We start from the raw sequence: 14138 nt of genomic DNA, 5'->3' as shown, positions 1-14138 counted from the left end.
TCTGAACTTAAACTGAGCTCAGCTCAGAGTAACGGCGCGAAGAGGCGGCTGAGGTCCTCGGCGAGGTTGCCGAGCAGACGTGTGCGGGGACGCGGTTCGGGCTTGGGCTCGCTGCACGTGGCGAGCAATTCGTCGGCCCAGGCGCGCATCGCGCGGACGTCGGCCTCGGAGTAGAGGAACACGCCGATTTCAAAATTCACGAAGAGACTGCGCAGGTCGAAATTGGCGGAGCCCAGCAGGCCGATACGATCGTCCACGATCACGGCCTTCGAGTGCATCATGCGGCCGGTGTGGTGGAGCACGCGTGCGCCGGCCTTGGTCATCTGGCGCACATAGTGGCGGCGGGCGAAGTCGGTGACCGGGTGGTTGGACTTGGCGGGGATGACGAGCGTGACGTTTTTACCGGAGCGCGCCTTGACGATGAGCGAACGCAGCAGGACCTCGTCGGGAATGAAGTAAGGCGTGATAATCAGGATGCTCGTCTCGGCTTCCTGGATCATCGAGATGATGCCCTCGTAAAGCGGATCGCCGTGAACATCGGGGCCGCTGGCGACAATGTGCACGGCGCTATCGCCCTCGGTGCGCACGGCGGTGGAGTCGGCTTCCCCGCGGAGGGTTTCGATCGGCTGGCGGCTGGCGAAAGACCAGTCGGCGAGGAACACCTCGTTGAGTAGTGCCGCGGCGGGACCGCTGATGACGGCGCCAAAGTCGGCCCAGCGTTTTTTCAGCGGCTGTGCGCCCATGTATTCGTGGGCGAGGTTGTGGCCGCCCACGATGGCGGTGTGCTGGTCGAAGACGGCGATCTTGCGGTGATTGCGCAGATTGGCCGAGCTGCGGGTCGAAAGCGGGACGACCGGCATGAAACGCACAACCTCGCCGCCGGCGTTGCGAAGCACGTCGGCGAAGCCGCGACTGGAGAACAGGCAGCCGAGGGCGTCAAGTTGCAGGCGGACCTTCACGCCCTCGCGGGCGCGTTTGGCCAGAAGATTGATGATGCGCCGGCCGGTGTCGTCGCGACCGAGAATGAACGTGGCGATGTGGATGGAATGCTTGGCTTCGTTGATCAGCGTCTCGAGTTCGGTGAACGCCTGTTCGCCGGTGGTGATGAGCCGCACGGTGTTGCCGCCGGCGGGGGCGCCCGCACCGGTGGAGGTGATGGTGTGCGGCGTGGGCTGCGCGGCGAGGGCGGGGCTGATCGCAGGGATACCCTGCAAACGGGGCACGACGGGGCGTTTGTTGCGCGCGAGACGCTGGATCTTACGTCCGCCAAACAGGAGAAAAAGCGGCACGCCAACGTAAGGAATGAGGATGATCATCAGCAACCACGCGACGGTGTTGCTGGGCTGGCGTTTCTCGCTGGCGAGTCGGGCGAGGGCGAACACGGCCAACAGAAAGCCGCCCACCGTAAGAAGGTGGGTGAGCAGGCTGGTGCCGACGGCTTGGGAGACTTCCTCGGTCATGCGCGGTATGTGCGGTTGACGGTGGCGGTTGCGCGGCCTGAAGCAAGACAGGGGGAGGGCCGGAAATTAGGGCAAATTGGGACTTGAACTAAGGACGGGGAAACGCCTTTTTGACCCTTCTGTTTGGTGGAATATCCAAGTGGCCAAAGGATGGGGACTGTAAATCCTCCCGCTCACGCGTTCGCTGGTTCGACTCCGGCTTCCACCACCAGTTTACCTTCCTGTGGCCGGGAAGGTTTTTTTATGTCCGCTTGGCGCGAATGACTTAGATCAGGCCCGCGCTGCGGAAACTGTAGTAGCCCAGACCGCTGGGGTCGGAGCCGGTCTGCCCGAGAACGACGTGGTCGAGCAGCGTGATGTCCACGGTCTGGCCGGCGTCGCGGAGCTGACGGGTCATTTTGATGTCGGCGGAACTCGGGGTCGGGTCACCCGAAGGATGATTGTGCGCACAAATGATGGCCGAGGCGGATTCCTTGATGGCTTCGCGAAACACCTCGCGCGGGTGGGCAAGTGTGGCGCTGGCGGTGCCGGAGGTGATTTCAACGCACTTGATCAGCCGGTTTTTGCGGTTGAGGCAAAGCACCCAGAATTTTTCAACCACGAGGCCGTGGGTGTAGGCGCGCAGGAACTCGGCGGCTTTGTCGGCACTGTCGATGAGTGGCGGTGTGTGGCTGCCGGCGTGCGCCAGAATGCGGCGGGCGACCTCCATCACGGTGATAAGCTGGAGGGCTTTGACGCGGCCGATGCCCTTGAGTTTTTTGAAGTCGGTTTCGCGCCACTGAATCAGGCCGGCGAGTGAACCGGCCTCGGCGATGAGGCGGTTCGAGAGCGTGAGAACGTCGTGGCCCTTGGTGCCGCTGCGCAGCAGCATGGCGAGCAGTTCGCTGTCGCTGAGCACGCCCGCGCCGTGCTTTTCCAAGCGCTCCTGCGGGCGGTCGCCGGTGGCGAGGGTTTGGAGGCGATTGGTTGGCGGGGTCACGGCGTATAAGCGGGTTTGGGGGCGCGGGATTCGTTGTCGGCAATCGCGGTGATGTGGCGCTGGAAGTCCGGATCTTCGCCTTCAAGGAGGAGCGGGAGGCGGTCGCGGAAATCACTCCGGCGGCACCAGTAGCGCATGTAATCTTCCCACGTCTGCCAGAGACGGGCGGTCTGGCGGTTCATCTCGTCTTCGTAGACGAGGATGTAGGCGCGCTCGAAAATGGAGATCAGGATTTCAAAGAGGATGTCGCGACGCTCGATCTGTTCGGGATTAAACGGCGTGGATGGCTCCGCTTGGGTCATCAGGCGCAGATCGGCGTTGTCGAGGACGAGCCGGAGAAATTTCGAGTATTCGTCGGAGAGCTGCAGGTAGAGGTCTTCGTCGTCGTTGATGCGTTCCTTGCGCTGTTCTTTGAGGAACACCCAGATCGCGAAGGGCAAACCGACGATGGTGACGATGTAGCTGAGGGCTTCGAGCCATTCCAAGTTCGTCATAAGCAAACGATAGGCGCGGCGTGATCCGTAGGCAAGAGGCGAGGTCAGGGGCTTCGTAAATGGACGCAAAAAAGCCGGTCCGTTTCGGGACCGGCTGATGCTCGGGGCGGTGAATGACTCAGTAAATCTTCACGTAGGCGTTGCGGCGGAGACGCTCGATCCAGCGCTCTTCGGATTCGCGGGCCATCTGATTGATGAGGGTGCGCTCGATCTGCTCGCGCACATCGGCGAGGGACTGGGTGCCGGCGAATTTACGGTCTTCGACGTAAAGAACGTAAACGGCTTCGGGCGCGACGATCGGCGCGGTGATCTGGCCTTTTTCGAGTTTGAACAACGGCTCGCTGAACTCGGGCTTGAGGTCGGCGCGAGGCTGCCAGCCCCAGTCGCCGCCCTTGGTGCGTTTGGAGTCCTGGCTGAGTTCGCGGGCGAGGTCTTCGAATTTGGTGCCGGCCTTGAAGCGGTCGGTGACCACGGCGGCGCGGGCGAGGAGCTGCTCGTCGGTGTCGCCGGGCTGGCGGGTGAGGGAGAGCAGGCGCATGTGGACCTGGTCGTCCTGCATGAAACGGTCTTTGTTCTCGTTGTAGAACGCCTCGACGCGGGCGGGGCTGACGATGTTCTGGTTCTTGCGCTGCTGGCCGCGCATGTAGTCGTAGATCATGTCGTCTTCGACCTTCTTGCGGTAGTCGCGATAGGTGAGGCCGCTGTTGCGCAGGTAGGCGAGGAACTTGGCGCGATCGCCGTCGAAACGGCGGATCTGTTCCTCGGCGATGGCGTTGTTGATGAAGCTTTCGGGGACGCGGCGCTTTTCGTCCTTTTTGAACTCTTTCACGATCAGGATGCGATCGATCATCTGCTGGATGATTTCGTCCTGTAGGGTTTCGAGGCGCTCGTTGAAGTCCTTTTCGTTGCGGGCGGAGCGCTGGAGGGCGGGCACGCGCGGGGCGATTTCGCGGCGGAGGTCATCGACGGTGATAACCTTGTCCTCAGCGACCGCCACGACGCCGTTGGCAAAACGCAACGAGATGCTGTCGACGGGGTTGGGGGTGGCAGCCGGGGTCGGCGTCGGGGTCTGCGCAAGAGCGGCGAGCGGGGCGAGAGCGGCAAGGGAGCCGAGGAAACGGAGACGGCGGAACGTCATGGAGTGTGCAGATTGGGCAGAAACGAGAGAATTGCTTTTAACGGTAGGAGGCACGGGGGGGCGGTCAACTGTGGAAACCGGAGGCCGCGAGGAGTGACGGAGTCGGTTTTTTGAGTCAGCCAGTGGGTGGGGGTCTGACGCCCAATTTCAGGGAATGTTCAGCCCGGCGTGCAGTAATCGTGTATATAACCTGTGTAAGAACGGATGCGCGGACAGTTATTTTACACGGCCGGTGGAGGCCTGCGCCGGGTTGATCTCGATGAACACGGGCTCTTCGCCGCAGGTGAACTGGAGCGAACCGCCGGTGCTGTTAATCGTGGACGTCGTGCGTGCGTAGAGGTCGCTGAGCACGGCGTCGTGGACATCGGCCTTTACGCGCATGGGCAAAGGATCGAGCCAGCGCTGCCAGTGTTTCGAACGCCCGATGCTGGTATCGCTGAGAAATCCCCATGCCACGATGACCTGCCGTTCACCGGGCCGACCGAGGATGTAGGCGAGCGCCTTGGGGCTGCCGTCTTTGCCATCGCTGTCCGGATAAGCGGCCTCAAGCGGCTGGATGACCTTGTAATCAACGTTGTAGATGACGTCTCCGAAGCGTCCGAGGGCGACCCACGGCAGGCTCGGGGCATCGTCGATCGTGAACGCGAAGTAATTAAAATAAAACGAGCGGGTTACGCCGAGTCCCATGAGTTGAGTGGTGCCGGTCACGTAAGTGGCGGCGGCGCGGCGCTCGCTGACCTGGGTCCAGTTGCTTCCCAGCAACCACGGTTCCTTGGGGTTGAAGCGGGGATCGGCGCGGTGGATTTGATTGAGCGTGTCCTGCGCGGGGGGAAGGCCGTTGACGCGCGCGGCGAAGTCGATGCCGGTTTCGGTGTTGAGCAAGGGCAGGTTGAAACCGGCGGCGTGCATCGGGTCTTTGATCAAGCTCACGTGCCGCGGGAGATTGTTGATCGGGGTCGCGAGTTCGGGGCTCATCACCTCTTCGTAGAAATGGCCGGAAACCTCGTCCACGAGCGGAAGCAGGCCGGCGTTAATCTGATCTTCCACGAATTTTTGCTGATGGCCGGCACTCACGGCGAGGCCGACGATTTTGACCGGAGTGCGGGACGTGCGGGCGGCGGTGCGAAAGGTGCGCGCCATCGCAAGCATGTCCTGCGGCGTGCCCTGCCAGCGCTCGACGGTGTTGGCTTCGTTGCACAGTTCCAATGCGGCGAGCGTGCCGCGTTCGTCCTGCGTGCGTTTGATCAGCTCGATCAAGTAATCGCGTTGAACGTCCCAGTCGTCCGGGGGATTGGCAGTGCCGGACGCGGACCACGGCAGACCCGCTTTGGGACGCGCACTCGTCCATAACGGCGAGCCGTCATAGGCGATCATCACGCGGCCGCCGACGTCTTTCACGGATTTGAAAACGCGATCAAACTCAGCCCAATCGTAGACGCCCGGTGCTTTGTGGATATCCGACCACGGCGTGAAATACCGGAACCAACGGAAGCCCGGCATGGGCGGGAGTTTTTTGTCAATGTGGGCACCGAGGGGCCAGTCGTCAGGCAGATCCGCGGTGAGGCGTGCCGGCGAATAGGCGAGCAGGCATTGCGCGGTGTGAGCGAGTTCATCGATGGCGGTGCGATCTTTGGATTCGATGGTCGCGCGAACACGATACACGCCGGGCTTGAGGTCTTGCTTGAGCGTGAGCTCCTGCGGGGTTCCGCCCTGAAGCGTGATGGCCGAGCGCGTGACGACGGTTTTTGCGGTGAGCAGGTCGAGCCATTCGAGCGCGAGCAGGGCGTCGATGCGGGGCAAGCCTTCGGGCACGGCAAGGCTCAGCTTGAGCGTGGGCCGGGTGCCGTGGGTAAACGTGTTGTCGGGAGCGTCGGTCTTCAGCTGGAGATCGACGGCATTCAACGCGGACACGGGCTGCAGCCACAGTTCGATGACGCCTCCGTGATCCTGCGTGTTGGCGATCTCGAGCTTCTCGTTGCCCTTGAGTCTCAGCATGCGCGACGCCTGCACGGTCGCATACCAGTTCGCCCAGGAGTCGGGCTGGCCTGATTCGCGCACGGGTTGGAACGGAGCCTGGTCGAGCGAGATAAACCGGTCGGGCGCGGTCGGCGGTCCGGATGCGGGCAGCACGCGCCAGCGATAATGAGGGATTTGCCCGTTGGGATTTATCCAATGCACGCCGCTGCGGACGATCAGGCCGAAGCGGTAGTGACCGGCGTAGAGTTTAAGCGGCGACAGATCAAACGTGACGGCCGCTGCGCCGTTGAAATGGAGGCTCTGACCGCGGCTGGTCGGGATAAGCCAGGCCGCGCCCTCGGTGACGGTCGCGGCGGAAGCGGGCAGCGTGAGCGTTCTCGTGGGCGATCGCGGCACGAGCTCGGCGGCGTGCGCAGTGAGTCCTGTGAAAAATATCAACGAAGCCAGCAGTGAGATGAGACTGCAGGACAGATATGACTTCATGGGGTTTTGAAGGTAGAGGAACCGGTTCAGTTTAGCTCCGGCTCATGTCGACGAGGACGATGCAGGGTTTTAAAGAAACGGAGGGGCGACTCGCGATTTTAATCGGGCCGGCACGTCTTTCGACGGATGGGCGCCTGATTAGAATCTTGTGGCGCGGGGGCGTCTTTGCAGGCTTTCGTCACTTTTATCAAAGCCGCATGACATCCATCCCCACGCCCGCGATCGCCGAAACCAGCCCGCCTTCCGATGGTCGCCGAAAAGTCCGGGTAGCCATCATCGGTGTGGGCAATTGTGCGTCCTCTTTGATCCAAGGCGTTCACTTTTACCGGAATTCACCTGCGGACGAAGTGGTGCCGGGGCTCATGAATGTCGTGCTGGGCGGTTACCATGTCGGCGACATCGAGTTCAGCGCGGCCTTTGACATCGATGCCAACAAGGTGGGTAAGGATCTCGCCGAAGCCATTTTGGTCGAGCCGAACAACACCATCCAGTTTGCCAATGTGCCGGCGTCGGGTGTGACCGTGCAGCGCGGCATGACCCTCGATGGTTTGGGCAAATACGTGAGTGAGAAGGTCACCGAGTCGTCCGCCGCGGTGGTGGACGTGGCCAAGATCCTCAAGGACACGCGCACCGATGTTGTGATTTCTTATCTTCCCGTTGGCTCCGAGCAGGCGACGAAGTGGTATGTCGAGCAGGTGCTCGCGGCCGGTTGCGGCTTCGTGAACTGCATTCCGGTGTTCATTGCATCAAAAGCGGAATGGCAAAAGCGATTCAAAGACCGCGGTCTTCCCATCATCGGTGACGACATCAAATCCCAGGTGGGCGCGACGATCACGCACCGCACGCTGGTGAACCTGTTTCGCGAGCGGGGCGTGCGTCTCGACAAAACCTACCAGCTCAATTTCGGCGGCAACACCGACTTCCTCAACATGCTCGAGCGCGAGCGTCTCGACTCGAAGAAAATCTCCAAGACCAACGCGGTCACCAGCCAGCTCGGCGAACCGATGCTGGCCGACGACGTTCATGTGGGCCCGAGCGATTACGTTCCCTGGCTGAAGGATCGCAAGTGGTGCCACATCCACATGGAAGGAACGACCTTCGGAAACGTGCCGTTGAAGTGCGAAGTGAAGCTCGAAGTCTGGGATTCGCCGAACTCCGCCGGTGTGGTCATCGATGCGGTTCGCTGCATTAAACTCGCGCTTGATCGCGGCCTGTCGGGGCAACTCGACGCGCCTTCCAGTTATTTCATGAAGTCGCCGCCGGTCCAATACACGGATCACGAGGCGCGCGAGCGCACCGCGGCGTTCATTCGCGGGGCTTGACCGCCGGCGCGGCTCCGGCCCGCGGCCGGTAGTAGCGTGTGACGGGGTCCATCTCCGCGTCGGGGCCGGTGTAGCCGTAGGTGTGTTTCAAATACAATTCCGGCTCGGGCGGGACTTGCGTTGGCGTTCCGAGAAAATCAGCCGTGCGCGCCGGATAAAACCAATCGCGTGGGAAAGGCGCGGTATCGCCCGGGTTGGGACTGTTGAGGATGGTGCGCAACGTGCCGCGCTCCTCGACGAGAAAGTAAATATCCGCCTCCCAGCCGCGATAGTTAATGTAGAGTTTTGGGCCTCCGTGACGGTGCGATGTGTCGTGCAACGTAAAGCCGTCCGGCAGCCGTGAGGCCGCGGCTTTCAGGTGTTCATAAGCTCCGGCTGGCGCTGCAAAATCAACGTCGCGATCGTGCGAGAGAATGCATCCTTCGCGCCAGTAGCCGAGCAGCGTGCCGTAGCAGATCCAATGTTCGGCACCGCTCTCACGCAGCCATGAATTGACGGTGTGGAAAAGGGTGGCGAGTGCCTCGGCCCGGGCGCGCCGGCCGGACTCACTCCAGGCGGCGTCGGCGTAGCGCACGTGGCGGACGAGCACCCGGAGCTGACGGCGGAGATAGTCCCATTGATGAGTGAGCGACATCGGCGGCGGGACTCAGACGGAGCGGCACAGGGCGCGCAGGCGCACGATGGCGGAGAGATTCGCGAAAACGGCGATCACCGCGCACACGCCGATCAGGATGGGGGCGGGACCGAAGCCGAATTGTCCGGCGGCGGCGGCGATCGCACAGCCGCCGGTGAGCCATACGACACGTTCGGCACGCTTCATCCAACCACGGGGCGGTTTGACCTGAAGCGCCTCGGCCTTGGCGGTCGAGTAGGTGACCATGAAGCCGCCAAAAAGCGCGGTGACAACGACGAGTTGGGCGAGAGGTTCGCCACGAAAAAAGAACAGGAGCCCTGCGAACAGAAAGAACTCCACGTAGCGGTCGAGAGCCGAATCGAGCACCGCGCCGCCCCGCGAGGCGGTGCCTTGCAAGCGGGCGATGGCGCCGTCGAGTCCGTCGCCGAGCCCGCTAAGCGTGAGCGCCCAGGCGGCCGCACCGGGGCGGCCCAAGCCTGCGGCGATACCTGCAACGAGACCGAGGGCGAGTGAGAGCCACGACACCGTGGTCGCGCTTAATCCGGCGCGGGCACACAGGCGGGCGAGCGTGTCGATCCAGCCGTAGCCGAGGTGCATCAGGCGTTCGCCGAGGAAGGCGGTGCCGCCCTCGCGCAACACCCGCGCATGGCGGGCACCCGGGGCGCGAAGCGTGGCGATGACGAGCAGGATCAGCGCGCCCGCGATCAGTGCGATGCCTGCTTGATGATCCGTGGCGGTCATCGTTGGGAATCGGCCTCGCGGCGGGCGCGGGTCGCGACGCGATCAAAACTCCAGTGAAGCACGGGCGCGATCAGGCTGTGCAACCAGGACAAGACGGTGAGTTGGAAGCCGGGGGTGACGGAAAAACGTCCGCAGCGCACGGCGTCCAGCGTCACGCGGGCGACGGCATCGGCGGTCCAAAGCCCGCCGCCGGCGGTGAGGGCCTTGGTCTCGGGCGGCTTGGTGAGGTTTTCTTCGACGAGTTGGGGCGTGTCGGTATCCGGCGGATACACGATGGTCACCGCGATGCCGGCCGGTTTGAGTTCGCCGCGCAATGCCTCGGCCAAGCCGCGCAGCGCGAATTTGCTGGGGGCGTAAGGCGTATAGCCAAAAAGACCGACGAGGCCGGCGCCGGATGAAACCAACACGACGGCACCGCGTCCGCGGGCGCGCATGCCCGGCACCACGGCCTTGATGGCGTAGAGCGTGCCGAAATAGTTTACCGCCATGGTGCGCTCGAAGACGGAGACGGGGATTTCCTCGAAATAACCCGGGCGGGCGACACCGGCCGAGGTGATTAAAATATCAACGGGACCGTGGACGGCTTCGGCAGCCTGCAAGGCGGCGAGCACGGCGGATTCGCTGGAGACATCGGCAGGAAAAACAACGACTTCCGGCGTGGTCGGTGTGTTTGCCCGCACGGCGGCGGCGGCCGTGGCGAGCTTGGCCGGATCGCGACCCACGAGGCTCAGGCGTGCTCCCGCGGCGGCGGCTTGGCGGGCCAGGGAAAGGCCGATGCCGCTGGAGCCTCCGGTGATGAACACGTGCTGGTTGCGCAGTTCCATTGGGTGGGTGAGCCGGGAAGGTGCGACGAGCGCGGACCGGCGCGGCAGACGACACAAAAACCACCGGCGCAGCAACTGGGAATTCACTTGCGAGCGTGGCGTTTTACCAAGTTCCTGAATCCCTGTTATCCATGCGTGACGCTGTGGCTATTATCGGATCCGGGGCAAAATTCCCCGGTGCTCGCGACCTGGTCGCCTTCCGGCGCATGATTGCGGCCGGTTCGGTTCACACGAGTCCGGTTCCCGCGTTGCGGTGGAACCACGCGACCGTGCATAGCGCGAATCCGCGTCATGCGAACAAAACGCCTGCGCAGGCCGGTGCATTCATCGATGACATCGAATGGTTCGCGCCGGAATTTTTTGGAGTGACCCCGAAACGCGCGCGGTTGATGGACCCGCAGCAACGCCTGATGTTGGAGATGGCGCGACAAGCGTTGGAAGACGCGGGTTATGCGCGACGCGTTTTGGCGGATGGGCGGGTCGGAGTTTATGTGGGTGCGTCGTCGCAGGATCACCGCACTTGGTTGACCGGGGCGGTGACGGGGCCGGTGAATTTGTCCGGACATTCCGGGGTGGCGGCCAACCTTACGTCGGAGGAGCAGGCCGCGGTGTTTGCGGGAGTGCCGGCGATATCGGCCTACACGATCACGGGCGCGCAGCTCAACATGATCGCGGCGAACGTGAGCCAGGCGTTTGATTTTCGCGGGCCGGCGTTTGCGTTGGACACGGCGTGCAGCTCGGCGCTGGCGGCGTTGCACGAGGCAGTGCTGCACCTGCGCACGGGCATCGTGGACGCGGCGCTCGTGGGCGGTGTCTATACGATCATCGATCCGACAATGATGGTGTGCTTCAGCCGCATCGGGGCATTGTCGTTCACGGATCGCTGCGCGCCGTTTCAGACGGAGGCAAACGGCTTCGTCCTCGGTGAAGGTGCGGGCGCGGTGGTGTTAAAACGGTTGGCCGACGCGCAACGCGACGGCGACCGTGTAGTTGCAGTGATCCGCGGTGTGGCGATGAATAACGACGGGCGCGGACAGGGCCCGCTCACCCCGAGTGCGAGCGGGCAGGCGGCGGTCATGCGCGATGCCTGGCGGGACGCGGGTTGTGATCCGGCGAGTGCAGGCCTGCTGGAGGCGCATGCGACGGCGACGCAGGCGGGCGATGGCAGCGAACTGGCGGCGCTGGCGGATGTGTTTGGCGGCGCGGCGGCTCCGGTGCCGGTGTCGTCGATCAAGGCCAATATCGGGCACGGGCTTTCGTCGGCGGGCATGGCGTCGCTGCTCAAAGCGGTGTGCGCGGTCGAGTCGGGCCTGATTTTTCCTCAACCAGTGAGCGGACCGCTGCGCCAGGAATTGTCGTCGACGACGGCGCGGTTGCGTGTGCCGGTGACGGCCGAGGCGTGGAAGCGACAAGGCGACACGCCGCGTCGCGCGGGGGTGAGCGCGTTTGGTTTTGGCGGAACGAATGTGCACGTCGTGATTGAAGAACCTCCGGTGGCGGTGACGCACCAGCCGGTGCGCGGACAGCAGCGCGTGACGGTGTCGGCACCCAATCGGGAGTTGCTAGCGACGTATGCGGGCGAGCTGGCGAGCGCCGTGCGTGACAGCGGAGCGACGGTCGGCGACACGGCGTTCACGCTGGCGACTCGTCGCACGGAAACCGAGGCGGTGGATTTTGACGCGGCGGACACGGTGGAATTGATCGAACGTCTGGAGCAGGTGGCGTGCGGTGAAACGCCGCCGCCGGCCACGGTGAAGGAGCGGTCTGCGGGAAATTTGATCTCGTTGCCGCCGTCACCGCTGGCGCAGCGCCGGTATTGGTTGATTGATGAAAACAAAGTCGCGCGCGCGACAGCAGCCGGCGGCGGGGCGGACGTGCTCACGGCAGAAGAGACGGTGGATGGCGACGATGCATTGGCGGTGGTCGTGGCCTCGGTCTGCGCCGTCACGGCATGGCAGCCGGGCGATGTGAAACCGGAGCACTGGTTCGTGGCGGACCTGGGTTTCGATTCGTTGACGACCTTGGAGTTGATGACGGTGCTCGGACGCAGCCTGCCGGGAATGACGCCGCCGCCCCGCACGATTTTTACGCACGCACTCACGGTGGGCGAACTGGCGGGGTGGATTGCGGCGGCACCACGGGCGACAGCGGAAACGACGGGGCCGGCGGTGGTGTTCGAGACGACGACGCATGCGTGGCTGGGCGAGCATCGTCCGGGCGGGCGGCGGTTGCTGCCGATGGCGGCGATGCTCCAGGCGGCACGACAGCTCACGGGCGCGGAGGCGGTGGCGGATTTCCGTGTGACGGCGCCGGTGGAAGTGACGGGTGACCGCGTGGCGTTGCACGCCGAGACGGGAGCGGACGGTGCGTTTACGCTTTGCACCGACGCGGGTGTGCGGGCGGCGACGGGACGGACAGTTAAGGTGTCGGGATGGGAGCAGCCGCTGGCGCGGGCGGATACGCTGCCCGGGGAATTATCGTTGGTTTCGTTTTATGCGGAGTTTGGTTTTCACGGACCGGCGTTGCAGGCGCTGGCGGGTGCGCCGCGGGTCGGTGCGACCTCGGTCGAGGGCGTGATCGCGGCGGAGGGAGATGCGGTGACGATTTTGGACGGGGCGTTGCAACTCGCACTGTATTGGTTGGCGGATACGCGACGCCGGGCGGCACTGGTGACTGGATTCGCGGACTATCGGCAGCTGCGCGAGTGGCCGGTGCGCGGCACGGTGCGGTGCACGGCGATCCTGACGAGCGAAGGTGCGGATGGCGTGCGCGGGGACTTCGATCTCGCGGATGAAAACGGCGGATTGATCGCGCAGTGGCGCGGCGTCGATGCGCGAGTGCTGGCGGGCGTGGCAACGGGCGGATTGCCCGAGGTGCGTGAACTGGCGGCCCGCAAAGCGGCGCTGGCTCAGGCGGGATTTGCGATGCCGTATTTTCAGGCGCATGACGGCACGGCTGGCGCGATGACGAGTATTGGCGGGCGCGAGGTGGTTAATTTTTCGTCTTATAATTATCTCGGGCTTGCCGGTGATCCGGTGGTGAACGCAGCGGCAACCGCGGCCGTGTTACGCTACGGCACATCGGCCTCGGCCAGTCGCGTGGCTTCGGGCGAACGGCCTGTTCACGGTGAACTCGAACGCGCGCTGGCAGAGTTCCTCGGCTGCGGCGGCGCACTCGCCACGGTGAGCGGCCATTCGATCAACGTGGCGCTGATCGGGCATTTGTTCGGGCCGGAGGATCTGGTGATTCATGACAGCCTGGCGCATGACAGCATCGTGACGGGGGCAAGGCTTTCCGGCGCGCGACGCCTGGCTTTCGCGCACAACGATCTGGCCGCGCTCGAAGCGTTGCTCTCGGCGGAACGCTCCAAGGCGCGGCGCGTGCTGATCGCAGTCGAAGGCGTTTATAGCATGGATGGCGACCTGGCTCCGCTTCCCGGCGTGGTCGCGTTGAAGAAAAAATACGATGCCATGCTGCTGGTGGACGAAGCGCATTCCCTCGGCGTGCTGGGCGCGACCGGTGCGGGTGCGGGCGAGCATTTTGGCGTGACGCGCGGTGACGTGGACCTGTGGATGGGCACGTTGTCGAAGACGCTGGCGAGTTGCGGCGGTTATGTGGCGGGCGATGCCGCGTTGATCGACTATCTCAAATTTACGATGCCGGGTTTTGTTTACAGCGTGGGCCTGTCACCGGCCAATGCGGCGGCGGCGCTGGCGGCGCTGCAATTGTTGCAGGCGCGCCCGGGGTTGCCCGCCACGTTGCGCGAGCGTGCAGATTTTTTCCGTCGGGCGTGTCGTGAGCAAGGGGTCGATATCGGGCTCAGCGCGGAATCGGCGGTGGTGCCGTGCATCACGGGTTCGTCGACCAAGGCGCTGCGACTGGCGGAGGCGCTCGGTGCGGCGGGCGTGAATGTGCAGCCGATTTTTTATCCGGCGGTGGAGGAGGGACGGGCGCGACTGCGGTTCTTCATCACGGCGGAACACACCGAGGTGCAGTTGACGCGGACGGCGGTGTTGTTGGGGCGTGAGCTTGCGGCGCTCAACGAAACCCAGGAGAAGTTGAGCACATGAGCGACGTTAAGGTAAG

Annotated in this window: 10 protein-coding genes and 1 tRNA gene; 3 read left to right on the top strand and 8 right to left on the bottom strand. The window is 63.8% G+C overall.

Features of this window, described 5'->3' with window-relative positions; translation table 11 throughout:
• Positions 1–23: 23 nt before the first annotated feature.
• Positions 24–1460: a phospholipase D-like domain-containing protein gene (locus FPL22_RS06995; protein WP_144229378.1), complete on the bottom strand. Its 1437-nt coding sequence runs from the start codon at positions 1458–1460 to the stop codon at positions 24–26.
• Between the two features lie 125 nt (positions 1461–1585).
• On the opposite strand from FPL22_RS06995, the gene FPL22_RS06990 reads away from it, so the two are divergent.
• A tRNA-Tyr gene (locus FPL22_RS06990) sits at positions 1586–1671 on the top strand.
• A 54-nt stretch (positions 1672–1725) separates the two neighbouring features.
• Here the strand turns inward: FPL22_RS06990 and radC are convergent.
• The 4 genes from radC to FPL22_RS06970 form a co-directional block, all read right to left on the bottom strand.
• The gene (gene radC, locus FPL22_RS06985) at positions 1726–2439 is read right to left on the bottom strand and encodes a RadC family protein (protein ID WP_144229377.1); all 714 of its coding nucleotides are present in this window, start codon (positions 2437–2439) and stop codon (positions 1726–1728) included.
• Positions 2436–2933 carry a hypothetical protein gene (locus FPL22_RS06980; RefSeq protein ID WP_144229376.1) on the bottom strand — a complete coding sequence of 166 codons (498 nt, stop codon included), beginning with the start codon at positions 2931–2933 and terminating at the stop codon, positions 2436–2438. The genes radC and FPL22_RS06980 overlap by 4 nt, the downstream gene beginning before the upstream one ends.
• 118 nt (positions 2934–3051) lie before the next feature.
• On the bottom strand, positions 3052–4071 hold the full coding sequence (locus FPL22_RS06975) for a peptidylprolyl isomerase (RefSeq protein ID WP_144229375.1): 1020 nt from the start codon (positions 4069–4071) through the stop codon (positions 3052–3054).
• A 216-nt stretch (positions 4072–4287) separates the two neighbouring features.
• The gene (locus tag FPL22_RS06970; protein ID WP_144229374.1) at positions 4288–6531 is read right to left on the bottom strand and encodes a hypothetical protein; all 2244 of its coding nucleotides are present in this window, start codon (positions 6529–6531) and stop codon (positions 4288–4290) included.
• Between the two features lie 197 nt (positions 6532–6728).
• On the opposite strand from FPL22_RS06970, the gene FPL22_RS06965 reads away from it, so the two are divergent.
• The gene (locus tag FPL22_RS06965; RefSeq protein WP_144229373.1) at positions 6729–7853 is read left to right on the top strand and encodes an inositol-3-phosphate synthase; all 1125 of its coding nucleotides are present in this window, start codon (positions 6729–6731) and stop codon (positions 7851–7853) included.
• Here the strand turns inward: FPL22_RS06965 and FPL22_RS06960 are convergent.
• The 3 genes from FPL22_RS06960 to FPL22_RS06950 are packed head-to-tail and all read right to left on the bottom strand — an operon-like array spanning position 7837 to position 10052.
• Positions 7837–8487: a LicD family protein gene (locus FPL22_RS06960; protein ID WP_144229372.1), complete on the bottom strand. Its 651-nt coding sequence runs from the start codon at positions 8485–8487 to the stop codon at positions 7837–7839. The genes FPL22_RS06965 and FPL22_RS06960 overlap by 17 nt on opposite strands.
• A gap of 12 nt (positions 8488–8499) precedes the next feature.
• Positions 8500–9228, bottom strand: coding sequence for a CDP-alcohol phosphatidyltransferase family protein (locus tag FPL22_RS06955; RefSeq protein WP_144229371.1), 729 nt, complete (start codon positions 9226–9228; stop codon positions 8500–8502).
• The gene (locus FPL22_RS06950) at positions 9225–10052 is read right to left on the bottom strand and encodes an SDR family oxidoreductase (protein ID WP_144229370.1); all 828 of its coding nucleotides are present in this window, start codon (positions 10050–10052) and stop codon (positions 9225–9227) included. The genes FPL22_RS06955 and FPL22_RS06950 overlap by 4 nt, the downstream gene beginning before the upstream one ends.
• Positions 10053–10183: 131 nt before the next feature.
• Here FPL22_RS06950 and FPL22_RS17820 point away from each other — a divergent pair, with 131 nt between their 5' ends.
• On the top strand, positions 10184–14122 hold the full coding sequence (locus FPL22_RS17820) for an aminotransferase class I/II-fold pyridoxal phosphate-dependent enzyme (RefSeq protein WP_203235128.1): 3939 nt from the start codon (positions 10184–10186) through the stop codon (positions 14120–14122).
• Positions 14123–14138 lie beyond the last annotated feature (16 nt).

This window comes from Rariglobus hedericola (genome assembly GCF_007559335.1).
Lineage (GTDB): Bacteria > Verrucomicrobiota > Verrucomicrobiia > Opitutales > Opitutaceae > Rariglobus > Rariglobus hedericola.
This window is presented reverse-complemented; position numbering and strand designations above follow the sequence as displayed.

What these genes read in the sequence shown, in the direction of transcription:
- FPL22_RS06995 (WP_144229378.1), bottom strand. Translation starts at nt 1,460, where the DNA reads ATGACCGAGGAAGTCTCCCAAGCCGTCGGCACCAGCCTGCTCACCCAC.
- FPL22_RS06980 (WP_144229376.1), bottom strand. Translation starts at nt 2,933, where the DNA reads ATGACGAACTTGGAATGGCTCGAAGCCCTCAGCTACATCGTCACCATC.
- FPL22_RS06975 (WP_144229375.1), bottom strand. Translation starts at nt 4,071, where the DNA reads ATGACGTTCCGCCGTCTCCGTTTCCTCGGCTCCCTTGCCGCTCTCGCC.
- FPL22_RS06970 (WP_144229374.1), bottom strand. Translation starts at nt 6,531, where the DNA reads ATGAAGTCATATCTGTCCTGCAGTCTCATCTCACTGCTGGCTTCGTTG.
- FPL22_RS06965 (WP_144229373.1), top strand. Translation starts at nt 6,729, where the DNA reads ATGACATCCATCCCCACGCCCGCGATCGCCGAAACCAGCCCGCCTTCC.
- FPL22_RS06960 (WP_144229372.1), bottom strand. Translation starts at nt 8,487, where the DNA reads ATGTCGCTCACTCATCAATGGGACTATCTCCGCCGTCAGCTCCGGGTG.
- FPL22_RS06955 (WP_144229371.1), bottom strand. Translation starts at nt 9,228, where the DNA reads ATGACCGCCACGGATCATCAAGCAGGCATCGCACTGATCGCGGGCGCG.
- FPL22_RS06950 (WP_144229370.1), bottom strand. Translation starts at nt 10,052, where the DNA reads ATGGAACTGCGCAACCAGCACGTGTTCATCACCGGAGGCTCCAGCGGC.
- FPL22_RS17820 (WP_203235128.1), top strand. Translation starts at nt 10,184, where the DNA reads ATGCGTGACGCTGTGGCTATTATCGGATCCGGGGCAAAATTCCCCGGT.